This window comes from Filomicrobium insigne (assembly GCF_900104305.1).
Taxonomy (GTDB): Bacteria; Pseudomonadota; Alphaproteobacteria; order Rhizobiales; family Hyphomicrobiaceae; genus Filomicrobium; species Filomicrobium insigne.
On sequence record NZ_FNJC01000001.1, the window covers coordinates 234,662 to 260,552 of the forward strand.

At 56.9% G+C, this 25,891-nt stretch carries 25 protein-coding genes; 7 read left to right on the top strand and 18 right to left on the bottom strand.

Annotated elements, in window-relative coordinates:
• Positions 1-12 precede the first annotated feature (12 nt).
• The 12 genes from BLS30_RS01130 to BLS30_RS01185 all read right to left on the bottom strand — a co-directional run bounded on the left by BLS30_RS01130 (position 13) and on the right by BLS30_RS01185 (position 12,059).
• Entirely contained in the window at positions 13-1,041 is a 1,029-nt protein-coding gene (locus BLS30_RS01130) for an alpha/beta fold hydrolase (RefSeq protein WP_210183981.1), read from the bottom strand.
• Positions 1,042-1,067: 26 nt separating this feature from the next.
• Positions 1,068-1,862, bottom strand: a complete 795-nt coding sequence (locus BLS30_RS01135) for an SDR family NAD(P)-dependent oxidoreductase (RefSeq protein ID WP_090226016.1) — start codon at positions 1,860-1,862, stop codon at positions 1,068-1,070.
• A 212-nt stretch (positions 1,863-2,074) separates the two neighbouring features.
• The gene (locus tag BLS30_RS01140; protein ID WP_090226018.1) at positions 2,075-3,709 is read right to left on the bottom strand and encodes a complex I subunit 5 family protein; all 1,635 of its coding nucleotides are present in this window, start codon (positions 3,707-3,709) and stop codon (positions 2,075-2,077) included.
• Complete coding sequence (locus BLS30_RS01145) at positions 3,706-5,220, bottom strand: complex I subunit 5 family protein (RefSeq protein ID WP_090226021.1); 1,515 nt, start codon at positions 5,218-5,220, stop codon at positions 3,706-3,708. Before BLS30_RS01145 ends, BLS30_RS01140 begins: the two co-directional genes overlap by 4 nt.
• Positions 5,220-5,561: an NADH-quinone oxidoreductase subunit K gene (locus tag BLS30_RS01150; RefSeq protein ID WP_348270686.1), complete on the bottom strand. Its 342-nt coding sequence runs from the start codon at positions 5,559-5,561 to the stop codon at positions 5,220-5,222. Before BLS30_RS01150 ends, BLS30_RS01145 begins: the two co-directional genes overlap by 1 nt.
• Positions 5,549-6,484 (bottom strand): hydrogenase subunit MbhD domain-containing protein, encoded by a 936-nt coding sequence (locus BLS30_RS01155; protein ID WP_244512338.1) that lies wholly within the window; start codon positions 6,482-6,484, stop codon positions 5,549-5,551. Before BLS30_RS01155 ends, BLS30_RS01150 begins: the two co-directional genes overlap by 13 nt.
• A 2-nt stretch (positions 6,485-6,486) precedes the next feature.
• Positions 6,487-6,780 (bottom strand): cation:proton antiporter, encoded by a 294-nt coding sequence (locus BLS30_RS01160; protein WP_046478142.1) that lies wholly within the window; start codon positions 6,778-6,780, stop codon positions 6,487-6,489.
• Entirely contained in the window at positions 6,764-7,063 is a 300-nt protein-coding gene (locus tag BLS30_RS01165) for an MrpF/PhaF family protein (RefSeq protein ID WP_046478141.1), read from the bottom strand. Before BLS30_RS01165 ends, BLS30_RS01160 begins: the two co-directional genes overlap by 17 nt.
• On the bottom strand, positions 7,056-7,568 hold the full coding sequence (locus tag BLS30_RS01170) for a Na+/H+ antiporter subunit E (RefSeq protein ID WP_046478140.1): 513 nt from the start codon (positions 7,566-7,568) through the stop codon (positions 7,056-7,058). The genes BLS30_RS01165 and BLS30_RS01170 overlap by 8 nt, the downstream gene beginning before the upstream one ends.
• A 75-nt stretch (positions 7,569-7,643) precedes the next feature.
• Positions 7,644-10,706, bottom strand: a complete 3,063-nt coding sequence (locus BLS30_RS01175) for an efflux RND transporter permease subunit (protein WP_090226026.1) — start codon at positions 10,704-10,706, stop codon at positions 7,644-7,646.
• On the bottom strand, positions 10,703-11,815 hold the full coding sequence (locus tag BLS30_RS01180; RefSeq protein ID WP_090226029.1) for an efflux RND transporter periplasmic adaptor subunit: 1,113 nt from the start codon (positions 11,813-11,815) through the stop codon (positions 10,703-10,705). Before BLS30_RS01180 ends, BLS30_RS01175 begins: the two co-directional genes overlap by 4 nt.
• Positions 11,816-11,819: 4 nt before the next feature.
• A complete protein-coding gene (locus BLS30_RS01185; protein WP_139165274.1) occupies positions 11,820-12,059 on the bottom strand; it encodes a hypothetical protein in 240 nt (79 codons plus the stop codon).
• 127 nt (positions 12,060-12,186) lie between these two features.
• Between BLS30_RS01185 and BLS30_RS01190 the strand changes: the two genes are divergently transcribed.
• Entirely contained in the window at positions 12,187-13,260 is a 1,074-nt protein-coding gene (locus tag BLS30_RS01190) for an AI-2E family transporter (protein ID WP_090226035.1), read from the top strand.
• A gap of 26 nt (positions 13,261-13,286) precedes the next feature.
• Here the strand turns inward: BLS30_RS01190 and BLS30_RS01195 are convergent, their stop codons facing one another.
• From BLS30_RS01195 to BLS30_RS01215, 5 genes are all read right to left on the bottom strand, one after another.
• On the bottom strand, positions 13,287-15,026 hold the full coding sequence (locus tag BLS30_RS01195; RefSeq protein ID WP_090226036.1) for a metallophosphoesterase family protein: 1,740 nt from the start codon (positions 15,024-15,026) through the stop codon (positions 13,287-13,289).
• A gap of 209 nt (positions 15,027-15,235) precedes the next feature.
• Entirely contained in the window at positions 15,236-16,702 is a 1,467-nt protein-coding gene (locus BLS30_RS01200; RefSeq protein ID WP_090226040.1) for an ammonium transporter, read from the bottom strand.
• A 59-nt stretch (positions 16,703-16,761) separates the two neighbouring features.
• The gene (locus tag BLS30_RS01205) at positions 16,762-17,100 is read right to left on the bottom strand and encodes a P-II family nitrogen regulator (protein ID WP_046478134.1); all 339 of its coding nucleotides are present in this window, start codon (positions 17,098-17,100) and stop codon (positions 16,762-16,764) included.
• Between the two features lie 292 nt (positions 17,101-17,392).
• The gene (locus BLS30_RS01210; RefSeq protein ID WP_046478133.1) at positions 17,393-17,998 is read right to left on the bottom strand and encodes a Dps family protein; all 606 of its coding nucleotides are present in this window, start codon (positions 17,996-17,998) and stop codon (positions 17,393-17,395) included.
• 129 nt (positions 17,999-18,127) lie between these two features.
• A complete protein-coding gene (locus BLS30_RS01215; RefSeq protein ID WP_046480209.1) occupies positions 18,128-18,616 on the bottom strand; it encodes an Hsp20/alpha crystallin family protein in 489 nt (162 codons plus the stop codon).
• 341 nt (positions 18,617-18,957) lie between these two features.
• Here BLS30_RS01215 and BLS30_RS01220 point away from each other — a divergent pair, with 341 nt between their 5' ends.
• Entirely contained in the window at positions 18,958-19,908 is a 951-nt protein-coding gene (locus BLS30_RS01220; protein ID WP_090226044.1) for a metallophosphoesterase family protein, read from the top strand.
• On the opposite strand, the gene BLS30_RS01225 is transcribed toward BLS30_RS01220, so the two are convergent.
• Positions 19,905-20,774: a GntR family transcriptional regulator gene (locus BLS30_RS01225; protein WP_160298698.1), complete on the bottom strand. Its 870-nt coding sequence runs from the start codon at positions 20,772-20,774 to the stop codon at positions 19,905-19,907. The genes BLS30_RS01220 and BLS30_RS01225 overlap by 4 nt on opposite strands.
• Before the next feature lie 204 nt (positions 20,775-20,978).
• On the opposite strand from BLS30_RS01225, the gene BLS30_RS01230 reads away from it, so the two are divergent.
• The 5 genes from BLS30_RS01230 (at position 20,979) to BLS30_RS01250 (ending at position 25,563) form a co-directional block, all read left to right on the top strand.
• On the top strand, positions 20,979-21,971 hold the full coding sequence (locus BLS30_RS01230) for a TRAP transporter substrate-binding protein (protein WP_090226047.1): 993 nt from the start codon (positions 20,979-20,981) through the stop codon (positions 21,969-21,971).
• A gap of 104 nt (positions 21,972-22,075) precedes the next feature.
• Positions 22,076-22,573, top strand: a complete 498-nt coding sequence (locus BLS30_RS01235; protein WP_052743823.1) for a TRAP transporter small permease — start codon at positions 22,076-22,078, stop codon at positions 22,571-22,573.
• Between the two features lie 6 nt (positions 22,574-22,579).
• The gene (locus tag BLS30_RS01240; RefSeq protein ID WP_046478131.1) at positions 22,580-23,866 is read left to right on the top strand and encodes a TRAP transporter large permease; all 1,287 of its coding nucleotides are present in this window, start codon (positions 22,580-22,582) and stop codon (positions 23,864-23,866) included.
• Positions 23,867-23,905: 39 nt separating this feature from the next.
• The gene (locus BLS30_RS01245; protein WP_244464887.1) at positions 23,906-25,159 is read left to right on the top strand and encodes an aconitase X; all 1,254 of its coding nucleotides are present in this window, start codon (positions 23,906-23,908) and stop codon (positions 25,157-25,159) included.
• The gene (locus BLS30_RS01250) at positions 25,156-25,563 is read left to right on the top strand and encodes an aconitase X swivel domain-containing protein (RefSeq protein ID WP_046478130.1); all 408 of its coding nucleotides are present in this window, start codon (positions 25,156-25,158) and stop codon (positions 25,561-25,563) included. The genes BLS30_RS01245 and BLS30_RS01250 overlap by 4 nt, the downstream gene beginning before the upstream one ends.
• Positions 25,564-25,891: the final 328 nt, after the last annotated feature.

The following is a 25,891-nucleotide window of genomic DNA, read 5'->3' on the forward strand; positions in this document are numbered from 1 at the left end:
TGATCGTGCGAGCTACTTTGCAGTCTTCGACTTTTCTTTTTGAGCTAGAATCTTTTCGAGGTTCTCGATGAGCGTCTGGTTAAACTTTTCAGGCTCTTGTACCTGAGGGGAATGCCCAAGGTCGTCGAACATGACGAGCGTTGAGTTGGGTATTGCTTCTGCCGTACGCGGCCCCAGCTTTTCGTACTTGCCGAGCTCGGCCTTCACGGCTTCCGACGCACGCGCTTTCCCGATTGCTGTGTTGTCTTTGGCGCCCATGAGCAGCAACGTCGGGACCCGGATATTCGGGAACTCGTAAACAACCGGCTGATTGAAAACCATGTCGGAGGTCAGGGCCTGGTTCCACGCGACAGCTGCGCCCTCCTCGCCCTGATACATGCCTGCCAACATGTCCACCCAGCGATCGAACTCAGGCCGCCATTGCCCATCGTAGTAGGTTGTCCGCTGGTATTCCTTGATCTGAGCGCCCGTCTTTTTCAATTCGCCGGCGTAGAGTTCGTCGATTGATACGAACGGAACGCCTTTAGCTTTCCAGTCCTCAAGGCCAATGGGATTGACCGTGACGAGTGCGCTCATTTCGTCGCCGTACATAAGCGCGTAGCGGAATGCGAGCATTCCGCCCATCGAATGACCGATAATGATGGGATTGGTCACACCGATTGCCTCTAACAACCTGTGTGTATTCGTTGCAAGCTCATGGAGGCCGTACTGATATCTCTGCGGCTTTGTGGATTTGCAAAATCCCACCTGATCGGGAGCAACGACGCGGAAGCCGGCTTCGCGCAACGCGCGGATGGTGGATTCCCACGTCGCAGCACAGAAGTTCTTTCCGTGCAACAGGACGGCCGTGTGACCATTGCCGATCCCTGATGGCGCCACGTCCATGTAGGCCATGGAGAGTTCTTGCTTTTGAGATTCAAACGTGAATCGCTTGACTGGGAAGGGATACGCGAAACCCGTTAGCATTGGATCAGCGGCGGCAGGCGATACCGCTCCCAACGCCAGACATGCAAGCAGAATTTTTAGACCGCGCATTTTCATCTCTTTTATCGTTCTCTACGTCGTGATCAGGCAATCGTCTCGACGGTTCCCCCGTCAACGCGGAGGGCCGCACCGGTGGTCGCGGAGGCTTGTGGGGAAGCGGTATAGACGACCAAATTGGCAACTTCTTCGACGGTCGCCGCGCGCTGGATGATTGAGCTGGGGCGATGCTCCATTACGAATTCTGCCGCTTGCTCTTCGATAGGTTTTCCAGAGCCCGTGTCCGCCTTCTTCAGCATTTCCTCCAGCCCATCCGAAAGTGTCGGGCCCGGCAGAATCGCGTTCACCGTTACGCCCGTGCCCGCCATGCGTTTGGCAAGGCCTCTGGATAGAGAGAGGTTTGCCGTTTTCGTGAAACCGTAGTGGATCATATCGGCGGGAATATTGAGGGCGGATTCAGACGATATGAAGATCACCCGCCCCCATTTGCGGTCGGACATTCCGGGGAGGTAAGCGCGTGACATGCGTACGCCTGACATCACGTTCACGTCGAAGAAGCGTTGCCATTGGCTATCTGGAGTCTCGAAGAAATCCTGAGGGCCGAAGATGCCGACGTTGTTTACAAGGATGTCACACGACGGTTCGGCTGCGATGAGCTTTTCGCAACCTTCCTGCGTGCCCAGGTCGGCTGCGACTCCGCGGATCTGCGCACCTTCTCCAAGCCCGGCAAGACGTTTAACTGCTGCGTCGACAACCTCCTGTTTCCGACCATTTAGCACCACCGTAGCGCCGGCCTTCGCAAGCCCTTCGGCTATGGCGAAACCAATGCCCGCAGTAGACCCTGTGATGACCGCAGTTTTTCCGGAAAGATCAATTTTCATAAGAATACCTCGACATGCATTGGAGCCGCTTGGCAGCTGTTATTCAGCATGAGGCACGTGGGGAACGTATCGGCATCTTCAAGTGCGAAAATTCGAACCTGCACAATGCTTCTGCAAATGAGTTCACATTTTCGTGCTGCACACGGATTTATGCGTCGAGAACGGTCCCCGTCTCTCAATTCAAACGTTACACTTTGATGGCGTTTCGCTCGTTAGCGACCGACGTAGAACGAGCCGATGAGAGCTAGTGTCACGACGAGCAGTAAGCTCCCAGCTATGGACCATCGCCGCAAATACTCGTCAATGCGCTCCGTAGCATCACCCAGCGCTTTAGCGCCGCTCCAAGCCCAGCTTTGAAGTACGATTATATCTCCGGGTGGGATCATCGGAAGAATGCGTGGCGCGCGACCAAGAACTCCAAAAAGTAACACGCCGATTAATACGGGCCACGTGGCCTTCCACAGCGCATCAAATGATAACGCATCATGCGCGGACGCCTGTATCACGGCGGGATAGAGCGCCCACGGTAGCGCTACGACGGCGACCACGATCGCAAGCCAGATAAAGGATTGCTCCGCGGCCGAAGTCGTTCGCGTTTCGTGTGACCTGCTGGCTCGCAGACACCGCAGGAAGTGCAGCATTAACAGCGTACTGGCGGCAGCCGACACCATAGCAAGCATCGCTACGTCGCCATCACCCAGCGGGGATTTGATCGCGTATTTCGCGATGGCACCGCCTGTCATTGGAAAGCCGCCAAACCCCAGCACAACTACGGCGGCAGGCAACAGCACCGTCCATTCGGTGCGATGCCTCGTCTTTTGGGCCACGCCGATCGCGAGGAAGAGTCCGCCCTTGGCGAGAATATGAAACATCGCGTAGAAGGCGGCGGCCGCTGGCGTGATGGAATTTCCTGTGGCGAGACCCATGCCGAGCACGGCTGCAATGAGCCCCATCTGGCTCACACTTGAATAGGCTAAAATTGTTCTTGGATTAGTTTGTGTGATGCCGATGAGGACGCCGTAAAACGCTGACACGAATCCGAGGGCCGTCAATGTCTCACCCCACCCCGGCAGCGGCACGCCGAATGGTAGAAAACGGATCAGGCCGATCACTCCTGCCTTCACAGTCGCGCCGCTCAGGACCGCAGCGACCGGAATAGACGCAGACGCGTAGGTCAATGGCATCCAAACGTGGAATGGGACGAGCCCGATCTTTATTCCGAAGCCGAGAACTAAAAACGCCATCGCGGGGTCACGGAGCGGTGACGTGGAAATCGCCGCCACGGCATCACGGATGAGGAAGCTGTCGTTTCGCGTCGCGACGGCTAGGAGCACGAACGCCAAGAGCAGAAAGGCTTCGCTGAGGAGGGCGAAAGACACATACACCGCGCCTGCGCGTTTTGCCGGTGGTGCTCCGTCATCGACCACCAGCCAATATGCGGACAGGCTAACGAGGGTGAAGAACAGGTAGAAGCCGACCAGATCGGCAACGATGAAGACGCCGAAGCTGCCTGTCATCGTCGCCAGCCACCAGATGGGGAACGGGTTGTCGTTCTCCCGTCCCCGGCGGGACAGTACAGCATATGCGCCCGTCGCGATCCAAAGCAGGGCGGCGGCGCCCAATAGCAATCGTCCGGGGAGGTCGAGCGACAGCACCAAGCTAAGCAAAGCTTGGGGAAGAACAACGGTTGTGCCGCTCTCCGCAAAAAGCGCCGTGAGCAGAGCGGGGATGGCAGCCAGCACCAGAAGAATCGTCGTGCGGCGATGAGATCCGGATGACAAGGCGAGGACGAGCGTCACCAGCGGGACGGCGAGCGTTGCGACAAGCAGGACTTCGCCCAGTGTCATGGCACGGTGCTCCCTAAAATTTCAGGGCGGCCAATCTGGAGAATTTCAGCCGGCTCCAACGGAAAGAAGCCAAGCAGAACCGCGCCTACCGCAAGGCTGAAGGCCACAACCTCGCGCGATAGTGACACGGGTGTGACGATCACAGGAGCATCGCTGCCTGCCGTGAACGCTCTACCTAGAACTTTGAAAATGTAACCTCCCGCCAGCAAACCACCGACGACAATCACCGCCGCCCAAATCCATTGTCCTTCTGCGACAGATGCAGAGAGCAGCAGCCACTTGGCGACGAAACCACCACTTGGTGGAACGCCGATCAGCGACAGACCCGCCAATCCAAACGTGCAGAACGTCAATGGTCGCAAGCGACCGGCACCACCCAGATCATTAATTCGATCATGACCCAGTGCGTCGGCAATCAGCCCTGCGGCCAGAAACATCGCCGCTTTGGCGAACGCGTGAGAAAACAACTGAAGCCATCCACCGGTCCAAGCCAGACTCGTCCACGATTGCTCCGCTGCCATAGCGAGTGGAAACATCAGGAAGAGGTAGCCGATCTGAGCCACGGTCGAGTACGCGACAAGAAGCTTTAGTCGCTGCTGCCGCAATGCCATGACGCTGCCGAACAGGATTGCGGCAGCGCCCAGGCTGGCGAGCAGTTGCGGACCGGCGGTATGTCCCAATCCGGGCATCGCATCGAACCACAGGCGAACGATGAGGAAGAATGAGCCTTTGACCACTAACGCCGACAGCACGGCGCTTCCCGCAGCGGGCGCGCCAGCGTGGGCTGGAGGAAGCCATAGATGCAGTGGGAAGAGCGCCGTCTTGGTCAGGAGCCCTACCGTCATCAATGCTGCTGCGATCCAGGTTACGCGTTCAGGGTGAACCCGCTGCGCCAGCAATGTTATGTCCAAGGTGCCATAGGCGCCGTACAGCAACGCGGTTCCCATGAGGTAGAGCATCGACCCGAGCAGCGCGAAAAGAAGATATCGAAGTGCTGCTTTGACCGTCGCCTCTCCGCCCTTGAGGCATACGAGGGGTACAGCGGCGAAAGTCAGCAATTCCAACGCGACATAGAGATTAAACAGATCGCAGCCGAGGAAAAGGGCGTTGAGCGCACTCCAGAGCGCAAGGATAAGTGCCCAGAATACGAATGGCGCGCGCGCCTCGGGGGCTCCACTTGGCTGCGTAAACTCCACTCGTGCAAATATGGCTACGGCGCAAATAATGATGGCGGTGACAAGCATCATCGCCGCCGAAATTCCATCGGCGCGCAGTGCAATTCCAAGCGGCGGCTGCCAGCCGCCGACGATGTAGATCAGCGGTTCGCCATGGGACCAGACAACGGCGCATGTCGCTGCGGACACACCGAAGCTCGCTGGGAAAACAGCAAGGCAAATCCAATTAAGAAAACGGCCGCCGAGCGCAAGCTGAGCCAGTATCCCTACCACCGGCAAAATCAGGACTGAAACGAGCAGGAGGCCGGCGATGGAAGAAGTCTCCGCGGCCGCCATCACCTGCCGTCCTTCTCGCTGGGTTCAGCTTCGGCCTCAAGAGTGGCTGCACCCGACACCAGAACCAACCGGAGCAAGAGTGCGACGGCCAATGCAGTCGCGGAGAAGGCTACGACAATTCCCGTGATGACCATGGCTTGTGGCACCGGATCACCTCCCAAACCGGCTGCGGCACCACGCCGGGCAATCACTCCGAACATCAGAAACACGCCGGACCCGAGAATATTGATCGCTAGGATCTTGCGCAGCGGTTGCGGATTCACGATCAGGCCGAATATCCCCAAGCCTACGAGAGCTGCAGCGCAGAGCCCGAATATCGTAATCGCGTTCATGATCGCCATTCCTTCTCCGGCGGACCGACCACGTGCATCGCAAGTGTGACGCCGATGGAGACGGTGAGCGTCGCTTCGATGGCAATGATGAGAGGCTTGGCGTAGCCCTCTGGATAGGCAAGGAAAGTCCCCGTCAGGAAAATTCCGAGTATGCCGATCGCAAGGAAGACGACCGGCCCCACGATCAAAGCCAAACGTAACGCATGCGAACTCGTGGGTGGCACCGCAGCGAGCCCAGCGATCATCACAAGGATCCACATCGCAGCAAGAACGGCTCCGCCTTGGAAAGCTCCGCCGGGCTCATCCGCACCGACCCAAAACATGTAGATGCCGACCATGATGCCGATGGGCGGGACGGTTCGCGCAAGAAAGATAAGAACACTATCGCGTTGCGGGAACGGCCGAAGGGCAGGCTTGCCTCCCCAGAGGCCGTCCGGCGCAAGCGACCAAACAGCAATCAATGCGAGGACCAGCACGACCTTTTCGAGCAGCGTATCAAGCGAGCGGTAGACGAACAGTACGCCTGCAACCGGATTGCCGAGGCCGCTTTGTCCAAGGGACTCCATCACGGACGGAGCCAATGATACTGGTACCTGTGGCGGAACCAGGACCAATCCGGCAAGGCTGGCGGTGATCAATGTGCAAAAGACGCCTGCGGCGATATTTACAGACGATCTGGACGGGGTAGGCGCAGCATCAGTTGATCGCAATCTGGCAACGGCGTTGAGCAGCAGCATGCCTGTTACGCCACTACCGATGGCCGCCTCGGTAAGGGCAACATCTACAGCGGCCAGTCGTACCCAGGCCAGCGACAGGAGCAGGCCATAGACGATGAAGATCACGATAGCGGAAAAGGTGAGCCGCGCGAACGTGCTCCAGGCTCCGACGGCGAGGATCAAGCAGACAAGCGTCACGTCAAAGACGGAAGCCATCGTCATGCCTCCTGCCCTTCGCGTCGCGTTGATCGGGCGATCAGTTGCGTCACGATCGCGCCAGAGAACTGGACCAGCAGCCACACACAGATCAGCTTCAAAGCTCCCATCACGCTTCCGGCTTGAGGCAACAGGCCAAAGACAATGAGTCCCAGTCCTACGTTGTCGACTTTGGTCAACGCATGCAGCCGCGTCAGCCCATCTGGAAAACGCAAAAACGCCAGCGCGGCGATCACGAAGAAGAAAACGCCTACTGTGACAGCGGCGATGGTGAAGACATCAAGAATCAGGGTCATCGCCGGCCTCACTCTCGGATACAGATGCTCGGAGTTCTTCGGCCGTCGATACAAAGGCGACGGATGCGAATGCGGCCAACAGAGCAAGCAGAAGCGCGACGTCGACGATTGCCGAACTGGCCATTGTCACGGAAAGCAGAAGCAGCACGGCCACGCCACCCGATCCGATGAGCTGTGCCGACATCAGACGATCGGCTTCTCCGGCCCCATACAGAATTCGGAACAGCCCCAACGCAACCATCGCAAGAACCACGGTCGCCGCCAGATAGAGAAATTCATTCATCGCGGTTCACACCTCCCGCAACTTGATGAAAGAGATGCTCTTCGATCGCGAGTTGTTCGGCCACAGGCTGTTCGACGTCCAGACAATGAACGAGGACGTCCTCGCCCCGGCCAGGCCCCGAAGGAAGTGTGCCGGGCAACAAGCTCGTCATGGTGAAGAACGCATCACGCTCAGGGCCACGTGGAAGCTTGGATTTGTACGACACGAAGCCCGGACGCAAAGGCAAGAGCGGATCAAGCGTGCGCCGGGCGACGTCAATTCCTGCGACGATCGATTGCCGGAGGAAACGCACTCCCAATTTGACTGCTTCGGAAAGACGCCACGCGCGCCGTCGCGGCGGCAGCAGTTTTAGACTTGCGACCGCTGCAATGAGTGACGCAATCACGCCAATCAACATGTCGCCCGTTGCTGCTCCGGTGATGATCAGCCAGAGAATGAAGAACAACGCAGCTCGCACACTCCCGCTTCGTAGGGTTTCACTTAGACCATCGCTCTTGTCTTGCATGACGCTTACTCACACCTCGTGGGCTTCACACGACTTGCAGCAAACTCGGACGTGGCTTCTTTCTCTCGTATCTTCTCAAACTGGATTTTCAGCGGGACCTGCCCGCGACTCGCGCCAACCGAACCACGTCACGTAGAGTGTCGGCAGGAAAACGAGCGTCAGGATCGTTGCAACCAAGAGACCGCCCATGATGGCGAACGCCATGGGGCCCCAGAACACTGTCGGTGCGATCGGGATCATGCCGAGAACAGTGGAAACGGCCGTCAGCATAATGGGCCGGAAACGGGCGCTGCTGGCATCGATCGCGGCTTGCGTTACGTCTTTGCCTTGGGCCCGCTCGGCATCGATCTGGCCGACCAGTATGACAGCGTTTTTCGTGATTATGCCCAGCAAAGCGAGAATACCCAGGATCGCAACGAAGCCCATCGGCTTGCCCGACAAGACCAAAGCCGCAACCACGCCGATTAGTCCGAGCGGTCCGACGCTCAGCACAATGAGCAACTTTTCGAAACTCCGAAGCTGGATCATCAACACCGTCAGCATGATCAACAGCATTGCCGGAATGACAGCAGCGACGGAGGCCTGTGATTTTGCGCTTTCTTCAACTGTGCCACCAACGTCGATGCTGTAAGATGGAGGAAGCGATGCGGAGAGATCCGCGATCGGCTGTGCAAGTGCTGCGACTACGGTTTCGGGCAAAACGCCTGGCGTGATATCGGACTGCACCGTGAGTGTGGGCACGCGATCGCGGCGCCAGACAAGAGGATATTCCTGAGCGTATTCGAAGGTTGCAAACTGACTTAATGGAACTGTGCTGCCGTTGGGCAGCGGCACTTGAAGCGTGCGTAGATTGTTCAATGAGACACGTTGATCTTCGGTCGCGCGCACGACGACGTCCACCAGATAGATATTGTCGCGCACCTGGGTGATCGGGATCCCCGAGACGACCGTATTCAGAGTACTGGCGAGGGATTCAGAACTTAAGCCCAGAAGACGAGCCTCATCCTGATCGATGCGAATGCGTACTTGTCTGGCTGGCTCCATCCAATCGAAGTTGACGTTGGCCGTCTGCGGATTCTTCGCAAGAACTTCTGCGAGTTGGAGTGAAACCTCGCGCACTCTGGAGACATCTGGGCCGCTGACCCGGTACTGAATTGGCCAACCGACGGGCGGCCCCAACTCAAGCGGATAAACCCGGCTTACGACGCTGGGAAAATCGTTTGCGAGAGCCTTTTCTAATTTGTCTCTGAGCCGTTCTCGTGCGGCGACATCTTTGGCGACGATCACGGACTGCGCGAAGAAGTCATTCGGTAGCTGCACATTGAGCGGAAGATAAAACCGGATCGCCCCACGGCCCACATATGTACTCCAGCGCGCGACATCCTCGTCCTTTGCGAGGAGGTCATCAAAGCGCTTGGCAACGTCTTCGCTGGCGTAGATTGAGGCGTTTTGCGGCAAGCTCAGGTCCACCAGAAGCTCAGGGCGATCGGAGGAGGGGAAGAATTGGCGAGGTATGAGCGGCAAAGCTAAGACCGCGCCGACAAAGAGCGCTGCTGTCGCCGCCAACGTGAGCCACTTCGCGCGCATAGCTTGCGTGAGAAAACTCCGGTAGGTGCGGAACACAAATCCGGGTTCTTTGTCTTGCTCAGCCTTCGGCGGCTTGAGGATCGCCACGCCCAACAGCGGAGCAAAAATGACCGCAACGAACCAAGAGGCGATCAGCGCGATCGCAACGACAGCGAAGAGCGAAAACGTGTATTCACCTGCGGAGCTCGCAGCAAAGCCAACGGGCACAAAACCAGCGATCGTTACCAGCGTTCCAGCCAGCATCGCGAACGCGTAAGTGCGATACGCAAACGCCGCCGCCTCCGTTTTGGTATCGCCCACTGCCAAACGGCTGAGCGTCGCGTCCGTCGTTGTCATCGCATCGTCGACCAACAACGCAAGGGCTATAATCAGCGCACCGAGCGAGATGCGCTGCATATCTATGTTGGCGAGGTCCATCACGGAAAACACAATGGTCAACGTCAACGGAATGGCGGTCGCGATCACAAGACCGGGGCGCACGCCAAGACTGATGAAGCTGACTGCTAGTATGATGGCGACCGCCTGCCAGAGCGAGGTCATGAATTCCGAGATAGCGCTCTCGACCGTCACTGCCTGATCCGCGACGAGCTTAGGTTCGATCCCTATCGGCAGATTAGCGGTTATCTCCGCCATGGACTTCTCTATGTTCTTGCCCAACGCAAGAATGTCGCCGCCCTCGCGCATCGCAATGGCCAGTCCGATAGCCGGTGTGCCGTTGACGCGAAACAGGGGTTGCGGCGGATCTGAGAAGCCACGGCGCACGCGTGCGATATCGCTCAGTCGGAGCATCCGCCCACCTATGGCGAAGTTGATATTGCGGACGTCCTCTTCAGTCTCGAAGGACCCGGATACGCGCAGGGAAAGCGCCTCATGGTCTGTTTGTATTGTGCCGGCAGGCTGTACGATATTTTGTGCTTGCAGCGCCGCGATCAGAGCCGAACGATCGATCCCCAGGCTCGCCAGATCTCGCATCGAAAATTCGACGAAGATCTTCTCATCCTGCGCACCGAGGATCTCTATCTTGGAGACATCCGGCACGTGAAGAAGCCTTGAGCGAACGTCCTCGACGTAGTCGCGCAGTTCCCGATGTGTGAAGCCGTCCGCTGTGAAGCCGTAAATCGTTCCGAAGGTATCGCCGAAGTCGTCGTTGAAGCCGGGACCAACGATCCCATCGGGCAGTGTATGGCGGATGTCTCCGATGCTTTTGCGGACTTCATACCAAATGTCCGGAACTTCATCGGCTGTCGTGCTGCCTTTCAGATTGACGAAAATCGTCGTCACGCCTGCGCGTGTAAAGCTGCGTAGAAAATCGAGGTTTGGAATTTCCTGAAGTTTTCGCTCCAGACGCTCGGTGACCTGTTTGAGCGTGTCCTCAACACTTGCACCGGGCCACGCGGCCTGCACCACCATCGTCTTGATGACGAAGGTCGGATCTTCGCTGCGACCCAGGCGGTGATAGGCCAACAGACCGGCGACGATTGCGACGATCATGAAATACATCGTGAGCGAACGTTGTTTCAGTGCCCACTCTGAAAGATTGAACCCTGTCATGGCTCCAATCCAGGAACGCGTACCTTTTGACCGGGATGCAATGCCTGCACCCCGCCCGTGACGACGATGTCACCTGACACCAGCCCGTAGGCGACGGCGACTTGTGACTGGTCATAGCGAAGCACTTCGACATTGCGTATCGAAACGGTCTGGCTTTTCGGATCAACAACCCAAACCGCCGGCTGCTGATTGAAACGGGTTAGGGCAGACGCCGGGATCTCGATCATCGATACCGCTGCCGTCTGCATCGTGCCCGTCACGGTGGCACCAAGACGCATGGCCTCAGGTGGGCTCGTCAAACCGACCTTCACCTCAAATGTCCGCGTGACTGGATCGGCTTGCGGTGCAACCTCGCGCACCCTGCCCACGGCTTTGACGAAAGGGTCTTCCGTCAAGGTGACGGTGATCTCCGGATTGCTTGGCGCGGATCGGATCAATTGCGCGGGCACGTTGAAGACCGCGTCACGTCCGTCCTGGCGCGCGAGCCGAACAATCATCTGGCCCGTCTGGACAACTTCCCCCGCTCTTGGGCCGGTCGCTGTCACAACGCCTGGCGCGTCTGCCTTGAGCTCCGTAAAGCTCAGCATATCTCGTGCTTTCTTGAGTTGGGCGTCGGCCGCCTCAACTTGCGATTCCGCCGTCTGCAGTGCTTGCTGCGCTTGATCGTGATTGACGCGTGTGGTCCAGCCTTGCTTGAGGAGCGTATCCTGGCGTTCGAAGGTGTTGCGCGCTTGGGTCAACTGACCTTGTGCCGCCACTAGGTTGGCCTGGGCCGTTCGCAGAGCATTCGTCTCATTCTGAGGCTCAAGGCGCGCCACGACCTGACCAGGCTTGACGCGATCCCCTAGGTTCACGTCATTTTTCAGGAGTCTTCCTGAAATACGGAAGCCAAGCGTGACCTCGTCTTCGGCTTCAATGCGTCCCGTGAACGAGACGGGCATGCCTGTCTCACGCATCTCAACTGTGACTGTACGAACGGGACGCACTTTTGGGGTCGCGGTTTCGGCTTCCTGGCCGCATCCGGAAAGCAAAATGGTCGTAGCTAGGGCAATTAGCCCGCACGAACCCAAGCCAAGTTCTACCTTCCTGCGACGGGCGCAAGCGTTCATCAGGTCACCCTTTATTGAAACCCCGCACACGAAATTCCATCAACGCGTCTTTCCAACTCTCCATTAATACCCCAGAGAGGATGGCTGGAGAAACTTTCGAACCGCACCCGACTTGAAATCCTGCTTCATGATTAATCGCACCTAGAAACACTTCTAAAATTTCTGCTCTTATTAAATTCGGCGACGCTATCATTGACGCCATGCGGTCAAATTTCATCAACTGTCGAAACCGTTCTCCAGCCATCAAAATCTCTTGGGTATATTTCTATATTACTACAGTTTTTATTGGTGTTCCGCGCAAAAGGAATACAATTTAATTATGGCCGCGGATTAGAATAGTGAAGTTTGCCCCCAATCAACGAATCTGAGCGATGAGTTCTAATATTGACCAGCCGTCCGCGGCTCCTTCATCAACAACCCAGCCTCACTTTGGCGTTGCCACGTGGCTCATCGCAGCGATTTTGATCTTCGCCGCGCTATACTACGCCAACGCGATATTTGCGCCGGTGGTCTGCGCGTTATTTATTATCGCGCTGGTATGGCCTCTCCAGAAGCGGCTTCAGGCGACCATGCCGAAGCTTCTCGCGCTCGCAATCGTGCTCCTTGCCACGATTATCGTTTTCCTCGTTTTTGGGTCTCTCATTTCCTGGGGGGTCGGACGCGTGGGCCGATCGCTGATCGCGGAAGCCGACCGTTTTCAAGCAATTTACGAACAGACCGCCACATGGCTTGAAGGTCACGGGATCATAATTGCCGGCCTATGGGCTAAAAATCTCGATGTCCGATGGCTGATGCGTGTCTTGCAGGGGATCACAACGCACCTCAATACGACTGTTACCTTTTGGCTTGTCGTACTGATCTACCTGCTTCTCGGCCTGCTTGAAGTTGATGAATTGACGGAAAAGATCCGGCATTTAAAAAATCAGGAAGCTGCTCGCGTCCTGATAGAAGGCAGCCGTTCCATTGCCGAAAAATTCCGGCATTACATGCTAATCCGAACGGCGATGAGCATCGCGACCGGCGCTTTTGTCTGGGCTCTGGCAGCCGCGGCTGGCCTTCAGTTCGCGAAGGAGTGGGGCGTCATTGCGTTTGCCCTGAATTTCATACCGTTTATCGGCCCGTTCATCGCAACGATGTTTCCAACATTATTTTCACTGGCGCAATTCGAATGGTGGCAGTCTGCGGTCCTCGTATTTATCTGCCTCAACATTATCCAGTTTGTTATCGGCAGCTACATCGAACCTCGGGTTGCCGGTCGCGCACTCGCCATCTCGCCTTTCCTTGTCCTGTTCTCTGTCTTCTTCTGGACCTATCTGTGGGGCTTTTTTGGCGCCTTCATCGGCGTGCCGATTACAATAGCGCTGCTAACGCTATGCGCGCAGCATCCTTCCACCGTCTGGGTATCAGATCTCTTCGGCGCACCGGTTGAAACTCCCGAAGGCTGAGCGCCGCACTCACCGACAAGGCTCGATTAAGTCTTCATCCCCGGAAGTTCCACACGCTCGGGCTTTAGCAGGCTAAGCCGCCCGGCCATCCCCTTCCCGAAGAGATGGACATAGAAATGGACGGTATTGTTACCCGTCGAAGCCATGACCGGTGAAGGTGCCGATATGATCCGTACACCACCACATTCTCCGACCCAATCCATGTGCCGGTGGCCATGCATGGCGACAATCCTGCTCGCCAAAGGTTGGATCTGTCGCACAAACCAAGTGCCATTAATCAATGCGGTCCCAATTCGCTTCGAGAAATCAGTGACCGGCTCGGGGTACTCCACAATGTGATGGTGCAGGGCGACGATCCAATGCGCATGCGGGAATTGACTGGTCACAGCGGCTAGATCGCTTGCCTGTTCGGCGGACATGAAGCCAAGCGCGTTGGTGAACGAGAAATGCGTTTCGGCATTGGAGTTCAGCAGGATAACGCCCAAGCCGTCCTCGTCGTCAGGCGGGAGGACCATCGGAAAGACATCCGTCCAAATCCTCGACAGGACTGACGAATGGCGAAGCGCCCCGGAGTTAGCGAAGTCAGCGATGGACATGGCGTGGGGAGCGAGCGTCGCGGATAACGTTTGGCCAATCCGGCCCGTCGCGGAATCCACCACGTGAACCTTTTCGCCTTGAACAGCGGCAATCGCCGATAAGGCTCGTATCTGGCGCAGGCGTAGCCCAGGACTTGTTGGAAGGTCGAGACGCGCCGGATTGGCGCGGTCGACAACGTTGACGTCGTGATTGCCTGGAAGCACAAGCGTGCGCGCCTCCAGTTCCGGGTATTGAGACAGTGCCGCGAAAAACTCCGCCCATTCGGCGGAGCGACCAGCGTCGGTCATGTCACCTGTAATGAGCACATGATCAAGCGGCTCTTGAGAATGGATCTTGGCGAGTTCTTCGAGGATCTGTTCCAGTCTGTCATTGCCGCGCGGCCCAGACCGTCCGCTTTCGATCCGGAACCCAAATCGTTCCCCAACCACGTGCAAATCCGAGAGATGTGCAACGCGCCATATCCGGCCCTCCTCAGGCATCTCATCGAAGGCTGGCAAATCACGGGGTTGGGCCATGACAGCGTCGGCAATTCCCCACGCCAGAGCGCTCACCGCCAAATATGAGCCCAGCACGACGACCGTGTTGGCAAGTGCCGGGACGAGGAGTCGATGCGGCGAGGTGAGGTCGGCGACGTCTCCGACCCAACGGGAGGATGGCCACGCAAGCATGACAATCCATATACCCAGTCCACATAAGACAATTCCAGCACCTGCGGCGGTCGTTGCGCGGAGGCGCGCCCGGCTCTCGGCGTCAGCGTCGCGCATCAACATGTGCTCGACCAAGTGGCGAAGGCCTTCACGGCAGAGCGCATAGCTAGGCTGAACGACCAAAGAATTCAGTGACCAAAACCCTCGTTCCGCGATCCGAAAAAGAGGCCGCCAGCCGAGCCAGCCCAGCGCAATGACAAGCACAATCAGAAAAAGCGGCCAGATACCGTCAAGGGGCGTGATGATCTTTCGAGAAAGAAGTGCCACCCATCCGGAGGCAACGAGTGGGGCAAGGCCTAGCAGCACGCCAGGCACGACAATCAGAAGTAACCAAGCGGCAAGAAGCTTGGGTAAACTGATCTCCGCCAACAGGCTTCCCGCGATAGCAAAGAGCGAGCGACGCTTTGGACTGGATGCGTCGTCCTCGATATCACCAAGGCGCGGATCGAAGAGTGGGGGCATGAAAAATGAGCTCCTTTGCTCCCTGGAGCTGCAGGGACCCTATCGTCGGCTCGCGTCTCTTTATTTATCGCAAATGCTGGCAGAAACGTTATTGGGGAGGCGAAAATTTGCGAGAAGGGCGAAATTCCGTCCTTCCCGCAATTTGGTCCCTCACCTGGCTAATGGCATTCCCAGCGGGCTAGGCGTGCGCGCCCGATCCGGAGCCCTCGTCAGTAGTTGTATGCGCGCTCGCCGTGCTCCGAAACGTCGAGCCCTTCGCGTTCTTTATCCTGAGATGGGCGCAAGCCGACAATGAGGTCTACGATTTTGTAGAGGATCAGCGAGCCAAGACCGGTCCACAAGACCACAAGACCTACCGCAGACAACTGCGCCATCACCTGCGCGCTCATGGAATATGCGGCCACAACGACCTCGCCAGGCTTCGCGACGTAATCACCGATACCCGTTCCGCCAAAGTCCGGATTCACCAAGATGCCAGTGAGGATCGCGCCGAGGATGCCGCCAACGGCATGGATCCCAAAAACGTCGAGGCTATCGTCGTAGCCAAGCGTGTTCTTGATCGCTGTCGAGAAGATGAAACAGACGATGCCTGCCGCGATCCCGAGCAGGATGGAGCCCATTGGTCCGGCGAAACCCGCCGCCGGCGTGACGGCAACAAGTCCGGCAACCAGACCCGACGCAGCACCCAGCAGGGAGGGCTTACCCTTCGTGATCCATTCCACGAACATCCACGACAACGCGGCGGCGGCTGGCGCGACGATGGTGTTGACCATCGCAAGGAGCGCGACGCCCGTCGCCTCCAGGTTCGAGCCGCAGTTGAAGCCAAACCAGCCGAACCACAAAAGCGCAGCACCGATCATCGTCATGGTGAGCGAATGCGGAGCCATCGTCTCCTTGCCGTAACCGGTACGCTTTCCGATCATGATGGCGCCAACGAGACCGGCAATACCCGCGTTGATGTGAACAACCGTGCCGCCAGCGAAGTCAATCGCTCCCCACTGGAAGATCTTCCCGGAGTCCGCCAGCACCGCCTCGAGTGCGGCATCGGCCTGCGCTTTCGCATCGCCTGTGGCCTGGGCTGCAGCCCGCGCCGCGTCAGCCACGGCATCTGGGCCAGCCCAATACCAGACCATGTGCGCGACGGGGAAATAGACAAACGTTACCCAGAGGACGACAAACAGGATGACTGCAGAGAACTTAACGCGTTCGGCGATTGCTCCTACGATCAGAGCCGGCGTGATACATGCGAACATCATCTGGAACGCCATGTAGACGTATTCCGGGATGACAACACCGTTGGAGAACGTGCCCGCCACCGACTCCGGGGTGACGCCTGACAGGAAGGCCTTCGAGAGCCCTCCGACCCAGTCATTCCAAACGCCGCCGCTAGTAAACGACAGACTGTATCCATAGGTGACGTAGATAAGGGCAACGATACAGACGATCGTGAAGACCTGCATCAGAACAGACAGCATGTTCTTGGTGCGGACAAGGCCACCATAAAACAATGCCAAACCCGGCACGGTCATGAGTAGGACGGCGATCGTGGAGATGAACATAAAGGCGGTGTCCCCTTTGTTCGGGGTCTCCGCAGCCCATGCCGGCTCACTCACGAGAGCGAGCGCAGCCGCACACGTTAGAGCCGGAATAATCCGGCCAAAGGAAACGAATCGCATCTTCTAATATTCCTTAATCTTGGAATAGCGCTGGATTGGTGGGAGTCCTAAACGGGCTCTCAGAGGGCGCTGTCGTCCGTCTCTCCGGTGCGGATGCGGACGGCGTGCTCAATGCTCGACACAAAAATTTTGCCATCGCCAATCTGGCCCGTTTTCGCAGCGTCAATGATCGCTTCGACGGCCTTATCGACATCGGGAGATTGGACGACAATTTCAATTTTGAGCTTGGGTAGAAAGTCCACGGCATATTCCGCGCCGCGGTAGATTTCGGTATGGCCTTTCTGGCGGCCATAGCCTTTGACCTCTGTCACCGTCATGCCCTGAATGCCGAGGTCTGAAAGTGCAGTACGCACCTCTTCGAGCTTGAACGGCTTGATTATCGCGGACACCAATTTCATTCCGCACCACCCTTTCAGGGTCAAACGGACAATGCTCGGGGCCTACCGAATTCTCAGCCGAGAACATCAAGAATGCTTCAAGAGCGACGCACTCCATCCGACAAGAAACAAAACTTATGCCATCTCGATACAGGGCTTCTCAAGCTGTTGAAACTGGCCCAGTTTCGTCATCTTGCACGCGTAGGTGTGTAGCCACGCAGATGAATTTATGAACAAAAAATATGCAGCTTTTATTTTTTGCATATTTTCCATTCAAAAGCTCGACTATTTCGTGTGCACACTGATGAGCAATTTACGCTCGTACGAGGGGGGTGTCCACGAGATGCTCGGCTAAAAACCAGGCTTGCAACTCGTTCGTGCGGATGAGACTGGACACGATCAGATCGTTGCTGCCGTCATCCCCCATATCCGCCAGCTTCGCGGCTGCCTCGTGCGCGTCGATCAAGATTATTTCGTGCGCCTCAAGCAATCGCGAGAGCATTGCTGGGACCTCTTCGCAGCCATCGGGAGGGCGAGGAATGTGCGTGATCTCCGCAGCATGACGAGGATCGCCGACAGCAATGCCACCGAGGGTTTGGACACGTTCAGCGATTGCGTCAATGAGTGCCGCCTGCTCACCTGCGTGCTTATCGAAAAGCAGGTGTAGCTGGTAGAAGGTGGGACCCCTCACCAACCAATGATGCTTCTTATACAGCGCGTACAGAATGGCCGTGTCGCAGAGCAGCTGGTTCAAACGCTGGCACGCGTAGCCGCGGGCATCAAAAGAGAGCCCTAACGGGAATTGCCTGACGTCCCCAAATTTTTGAATTTCCCGACCGTGTTGGTGCAGCCACGGCTGACTGCTCATTTCCCGGCGCGCATCGCCACGCTTCACGGATTTCACCATGGTCTTTGTCATCGTCGACCTCATTGGAAGCTAAGTCGGATCCGGAGGGCGCGGGAGGCAGAAAATGACGGCTTATAATGCACCGAGCGCTATGCGTTACCGCTCCTCCGGACACGAAAATTAGTTCAGATAACGGAAACGTCAGTGTTTGCTTCCCTCGATCTGAATATGGCGCACCCGCTCCTGCTCTGCATTCTTGGGCATCGTGATCGTCAGTACACCGTTTTCGACTTGCGCCTTAACTTGATCCGGGTTCACGGAATGGGGAATGCGTAACGAACGTTGGAAGCGCCCAAATGACCGTTCGACGAAATGGTAGTTTTCCTTTTCCTCTTTCTTTTCGAGCCTTTTCTCGCCGCTGATTGTCAGCATGTCATCGTCAAGCGTTACGTCGACGTCCTTTTCCGCGACGCCGGGCAATTCTGCGGTGATCATAATTTCCTTGTCGGTCTCGGAGACATTAATCTGGGGCATCAATACACCGCCGTTCTGCTCCAGATCGCCGCCTACCGACATCGGCACACCTTGGAAGACGTCCTCGAAAAGCCTATTCATGCCACGCTGGAACGACTGGAAGGGGTCGTTGCTCATCGCTCCACTACGCAAAGGCGTGAGAGAATAACGTGCCATCTCTTTCTCCTGATTGACGCAGTACATTACTGTCGCGCAACGGGCTTCCTTCGTGTCAGGAACCCGATGTGACGGCCGGAGACTCCCGTTCACATGGCCAGACAATAAAATCATGAGTGGCTAACGCAGAGTCATCCTCCGCGCGGCTGCAACGCAAATAGAGGGAAAAAGTTCCGCTTATCGGGGGTGAGCATGTGAAAGTAATACGGCTCGAAGCTCGGCGCGTGTCGCGCCAGTCTCTGCGCTAGAGCGATTCAGCTCACTGAGTGTTTCATATAATTGAACTGGCGCATGTGCAGTGACGCGCACGTTGAGCCCCGTCTCGCTGGGATTAAAACAAAATGCAAAATACGCCCCCGGAGATTAAAGCTGATGGCCCAGCTCTCATTTTTGGCGGCCCATACAGTAATTTGCAGGCTACGCGAGCCCTGCTGGCTGAAGCCAAACGCCTTAGCATTCCGGCTGAACATATCGTTTGCACGGGCGACTTGGCGGCTTATTGCGCTGAGCCTGCCGCGACGATCGCCCTTATGCGCGAGAGCGGTATCGTAGTTGTGCAAGGAAACTGCGATGAGCAGTTAGGTGAGGGCGCGGACACATGCGGCTGTGGCTTTGCTGAGGGCAGCGCCTGTGAACGCCTTTCCGACACTTGGTATTCGTATGCAAACCGTCACATAAGCACGACAGACCGGCACTGGCTTCGTGATCTGCCATACAGGATTGACTTGTTGATCGGCGGTCGCCGCCTCGCCGTAGTCCACGGCACTCCCAGCGCCATCAATCAATTTATTTTCGCGACATCGCCGAGCGATCTTAAGCGCCAGGAACTGGATCTCGTCGGATGCGATGGCATTTTGGGTGGGCACTGCGGTTTGCCGTTTACAGAACTGATCGGTGGGCGGCTCTGGCATAATCCTGGCGTGATTGGCATGCCCGCCAACGACGGCACGGCGCGTGTGTGGTACAGCCTGCTTATTCCAGAGACTTCCGGGCTGCGGATCGAACACCGCGCGCTCGACTATGACCATCAGACTGCGGCTCGCATGATGGAACTGGAAAACCTACCGCAGGGCTATGCCGATGCGCTGAGTTCCGGTGTCTGGCCTAACTGCGATATTCTTCCTGTGCGCGAGAGGAGGACCCAAGGCTTCGCGTTATCACCCTCCAGCGTCGCGTGGACCAACGTTGCCGTAGGCCGCTCCCGTCGCACCACACATCGTCAACGTTGCTGTGGCCTGACGTGTACTCCGAAACTCTCACGTCGACTGCACCGTCTAACGCTTGAATTCTAAAATTTAAAAAATTCTCCCGAGTGCGGAAGAGTGCTCGGCTTGCCCTCGATCCACAGGTCGCTGGCAGACTGCGGGATGGTTACGTCATGGACGTAAATGATCTGATCTGCATCGCCGTACACCGTCGCACGGAGCAACAACGCAGTCTCCCCTGGCTTTGTTTTGATATGCTTTGCGACGCGACGCTCAGGCTGGACTAAGCGAAGGCGTTGTGTGATCCGCCGAAACGGCGTTTCGCTCTGCATGAGCTTTTTGAGGTTTACGCCCTCAAGCTCCGCATCCGTGCGATCTAGAAATATCGGAAAGCGATCGGCGTCGACATAGAACAGACTGTGGACGTTGAACTGGTCAGCGATGTTGATCTTACGCTCAAGGCAAATCGGGCTCGTACATTCACCAAGCAACTCGTAAATGGCCGGGCCGGGTTCAACCGGCTTTCGGCTTAACAAATGCGGATAGACGGGTTGCCATTGTCCGTCGAAATCGCCAAAGCGAAAATGGAGTGGGTCCTCCAGACGGCCGCGCCAGGACTGCACCTCAGTGCCCAGAGCCTTTCGCCGACGCACGAGGCCTTGATCCACGAGCGTGGCTAAAGCCTTCTGGACAGTACCCAAGCTGTAAGGCGTCATCGTGGTGAGATCCGCCTCAGCAGGCAGGCGCTCGCCCTCCGCCAAAATGCCTTTAGCTATGGCTGAAGCCAGCACTTCTGACAGCAACTTATGCTTGGGAAGTTTAGCAGTAGCGGCCCTGTTGAGTTCACTCTGCAAAAACTTTTCAAGACGACTCCGACCACGCTTCTTGCGGCCGCTCGGTTGCTTAAAAGTCGCAGATTCCGTGTCGTCCGGCTGGCACTTCACTGTTGACATCTTTGGCCTGTGGTCATCTATCATGGGGCAAACTATACAGTTTCTCATTTGGAGCGGCTAGTGAGCGTGAACGGCCTCAGCGGAACGAACAGGCCGGAGATCTCTCATCAGCAAGAAACTCAATAAGGCGATTCCGACGTGGGCCGGTCGCGGCTCTCGCAAAGAGACGTCTTCATAAAACTATAAAGGAGGAGGAGACAAAAAATGCGTATATTTCCTTTAGCTGCCGCTGCAATCGGCCTGACATTGGCAGCTGGGCCCGCAGCTGCGGACTCATATCGCCTTTCGCTGTCCACTTGGGGCAGCCCCAAACATCCACAAGTTAGCCACTTCGTTCCTGAATTTACCAAACTCGTCGGAGAGCGTTCGGATGGACGGATTAAGTTCCGCACGTTCGAAGGCGGCGAGATGGTCAAGCAGCAGTTCGTGCCAACGGCCGTGCCTCAAGGAACCGTCGACATCTCCTTGACGACGCTGGATAATTGGTCGGGCCGCACATCCGATGTGACGATCCTGACGACCCCTCTATGGACTCGGTCCATGAAGGACACGCTGGGGGCTTTGAAGCCGGGCCAACCGATCTATGACTACTTCGACAAGAAACTCCGCGAACAAGGCGCGATATTGCTCTGCGCCTTTGATATCGGTCCTCCGGTTTTATCGACGAGCTTCCCGATCGAGCATCCCTCCGACCTCGCGGGCAAAAAGATCCGCGTGTACTCGAAGGGCGCTGGCCAAATGATGCAGGCACTCAAGGCCGCCCCGACGACCATGAGCGTGGGCGAAGTCTATTCGGCTCTGCAGCGCGGCACGGTTGACGGTGCTATTGGCGGTCTCCAGGGCGCTGTCGGCCTTAAGCACTTCGAAGTAACAAAGTACATGCTCGCTCCCATGGGTGCTCTGGGAACGCTGATCCACGCGTATGTCATGAACAAAGACAAGTTCGAAAGCATGCCGGAGGATTTGCAGAAGATCGTTATGGAGTCTGCCGCGAAAGCTCGGGACGCCATGCAGGGTTACATCATCGATAAGTATGGTGACTTTGTTGACCAGGTGCGCAAGCACGGCAACACCGTGACGGTGCTCGAGGCGGGGACACCAGGTTATGACGAGTGGCGCAACGCCCTTCAGGGCGTGAACGACGAAGCGCGCCGCACGTATCCCAAAGAACTCGTCGAGCTTATCGAGACGAAATAATCGTCCGATTCCACCGATGACTGTGACGGGCACCGGCGCCCATACGAGGTGTATGGCCCAGTGCCCGTCCGCGTCTACCAATCCAGGAATCAAGCAGGTCTAGCATGCGCGGACTGATCCAGGTGCTTCAACCGATGTGCCGCTTTATGTCAATTGTCTCGATAATTTTGCTCGGGCTTTTGGCTTTTCCAATTGCTTACGACGCAACGATGCGCGCTTTCGGAAAACCCACAATCTGGGTGTTCGAAACAACGCTCTATCTCTTCATCGCAGGCGGCTTTCTGGCGAATACGCTGGCCATGAGTTCGGGTGCGCACTTCCGAGTCATGATCCTCGCTCAGGCTTTCCCCTCCTTGAAGCCCGCACTCGATTGGCTCGCATTGATCCTCACTCTTCTGTTCTCGATCCTACTGATCGGAACCGGCTCATATTTCGTCTGGTATAGTTGGTCGAACGACATCCTGTCGGCCACTTTGCTCGAAGTTCCACTTTGGATTCCGCAACTTGCCATTCCAATTGGCGGCGTCGGCCTGTTCCTGCAGACGCTGATTCACATCTGTGAAGGCAAGATGCCGGAAGGCAAAGAAGTGATTATGGAGTAGCCCCCCATGGATCTTATCGACTGGGCGGGTTACATCTCGATCGCCCTTCTCTTCCTCATGATGCTCCTGGCTGTGCCCATCTTTGTTTCGATGGGCCTCGCGGCCTTTGCTGCAGCACTACTCATCGATGACTTCCAGCTTGTGGCGCGGACGTTCATCCAGACCGTGTGGCAGGGCGCTTCAATTTTCGAACTGGTTGCGTTGCCCCTGTTCATCCTCACGGGCACGATCATGCAGCAAACGGATGCCGGGCGAGACTTGTTTGCCGTGACCAAAGCATGGGCCGGCTCGATCTCGAACTCGCTCGGCGTCGCAACGATCGTCGCTTGCGGTATCTTTGCTGCGATTTCCGGTTCCAGTATCGCAACAGCCGCGACGGTTGGCTTGGTCGCTATCCCGCTTCTGCTCGAAGAAGGCTACGGGAAAACCCGTGCGGGCGGTTTTGTGGCTGGCGGGGGAACGCTCGGCATTGTGATTCCGCCGTCGATCCCGCTCATCCTCTACGGCGTACTAACCGAAACTTCTATCGGTCAGTTGTTCATTGCGGGCGTGGTTCCCGGGATCATCATGCTCACGGCATTTACGCTCGTGGTCTACTTCTCCCGCCCCCAGATCAAAGGAACGCAGGACGTTTCATGGAGCGAATGTCTTTCATTGACGTTGCGTTGCAGCGGTGTCTTGGCACTGCCCATCATTATTATCGTCGCAATTTATACTGGCATCTTCACGCCGACAGAGGTCGGCGCGCTCTCGGTAATCTACTTGTTGATCCTTGGTCTCGCTCAGCAACGACTAACGTTTGGCAAGTTCGTCGCTGCGTTGCGTACCGCCACAGCAACGACAGGCATGTTGTTCATGCTCATCGTTTTTGGTCAGTACTTCGCGCACTTCCTGACGTTCGAGCAGGTGCCACAGTCGATCGCTCACGCGATTACCGATAACGCCACTGGCGTTTGGGCGATCACGCTGATGATCCTAGCCTATCTGGTACTCGGTACGTTTTTGGAGAGCGCGGCAATGCTGCTCATCTCCATTCCGATTTTCGCACCTGTCGCTGCAGCAGCCGGCATGGATCCGCTCGTATTCGGTATCTTTGCCGTCATCGCCATGGAGATCGCGCAGATATCGCCTCCTGTCGGCGTCAATCTTTTCACCATCCATGGCATCTCGGGAATAGGTCTCTGGACGCTTGCACGCGGGGTGATCCCTTTCATCCTCATTCAGATCTGCATGCTGTACATCGTCTACTTCTTCCCCGAGATCGTCCTTTGGCTCCCCCACTCCATGAAATGAACAGCTCAATCCTGGCAATAACGAAGAAGGTGACCAGAAATGACAATGCGCCTCACGGAGCATGAGCAGGAAATGGCCGCAGGGCTCCACGGACCACCGCGCAAGTGGGCTATGGAAATGCTCATGAAGGTCGGGACCGTGTTCGACGCGGAAGACCTGGTAGAGATTTCCCAAGTCCATCTCATGGCGGACACGGAAGCCACCGGCGAAGAGGGCGTACGCTTCGTCGAATGGATCGGCACACATGAGCCTTCGCAATCCATGGTGCGCGTTCCGGCCGTAACGGATCCCCGCGGTGCCGACTTCACCGGATATAAGCGGATCAAACAGCCGGAAAAGTTCATCGAACTCGAACGGCGGGCTGACGCCGCGTTTCGTGCGCTCGGCTTTATGATGACAGACACCTGCATCAACTATCAGACGATTAATCCGCCTGTTCAGGGAGAGCACCTCGCATTCGGCGATACAGGCTCTTCGATCTATGCGAATTCCGTCTTGGGCGCGCGCACGAACTTTGAAGGCGGCCCTTCGGCACTCGCCGCGGCGCTCACAGGCCGTGTCCCGCGCTACGGTTTCCATTTGGACTCCTGCCGCCGCGGCTCGACACGGTTCGTCATCGACGTTCAGCCTAATGGCCTTAGCGACTGGGGTGCCTTAGGTGGTATTATCGGCCGGCAGATGAAGTCCTATTGGGAAGTCCCTGTCATTGAGGGCGTTACCTCTGCACCTACCTCTGACGAGATCAAACACTTCGGCGCAGCGCTCGCAAGCTTTGGTTCGACACCGCTCTTCCACATGATTGGGGTGACGCCGGAAGCTCCCGATCTCGGCGCAGTCTTCGATGGTCCGGCGCCTGAACCGCGCCGCATTGGCGATAGTGACCTCGCGCAATTCTACAAAGACTTCGGCCCCAAAGACGACAAGCTCGATGTCGTGGTGTTTGCAGCACCGCAGCTATCATTGTTCGAGCTTGAGTCTCTCGCGCGGCTACTTCAGGGCCGCAAGGTTAATGACAAAGTTACGCTCATTGCCACGACATCGCCCGAGATGAAGTCTGCGGCGGACCGCATGGGCCTCACCTCCATGATTGAAGGCGCCGGCGGCATCGTTCTGCAGGGCGTGTGCTTCTATCAGATGCATGCGCGTGAGATCGGCGAAGCCAACGGCTGGCGCAATTTGCTTTCGAACTCAGCAAAGCTCGTCAACATTCTTGGCGGATACGGATATCAAACTCACCTGGCGGATATGGCCGCCTGCGTGGATGCTGCTGTTGCGGGGAGGATCGGCGCATGAGCACTCGGGTTTACAAAGGTCACGTCGGCACCGGCGCGCCCGTTACGGGCGAAGCGCTCGTAGCAAGCGACAACTTTTCGGCACGTTACGATCTGGATCTCGTTGCCGGAATTTTCTCGCGCCCAACACATGCTCTGCATGGGCAAAGTTATGTAGGCAAGATCCTGATCCTGAACGCCGCCAAGGGTGGCGTTGCGACGGCGTGGATGTTGAGAGATATGAAGGCCTGTGGCCGCGCACCGGCGGCCCTCATCCTGAACTTCGCGAATACGATCATGGTTCAGGGCGCGGCTTTCGCCGACCTGGCTCTAATCGACCGGTTCGATGTTGACATCACGACCGCTATCAAAAACGGCGAACCTGTCGCCGTAGACCCAGCCGCCGGCACGCTCACAGTCGGCTAATGGCTTCATTGTCGGGCAGGCGCGCAGACCTGAAGAGGTCTTCGGAGCCTGCCCACAATTCAGCAGGGCTAACTTATTTTTTTCAACATCACTTTCCCAAATTCATACTCTTCTTTGAAACTTGTCTTGGATGTTGCCTAAGCGCGCTGTGCCTTTTCGGAAATCGCGCCTTTAAGGCCCATAGCCTCCGTATTCACCACCAACCGACCATTTATGGCAAAATCCGAAATCGCACATGATGTTTGAGTAAAGGAGACCTCGCGATGGAGCGCCCCCCGAAAAGAAACCGGCTTACTCCCTGGTATATTGGGCTGGTTATAACTCTCGC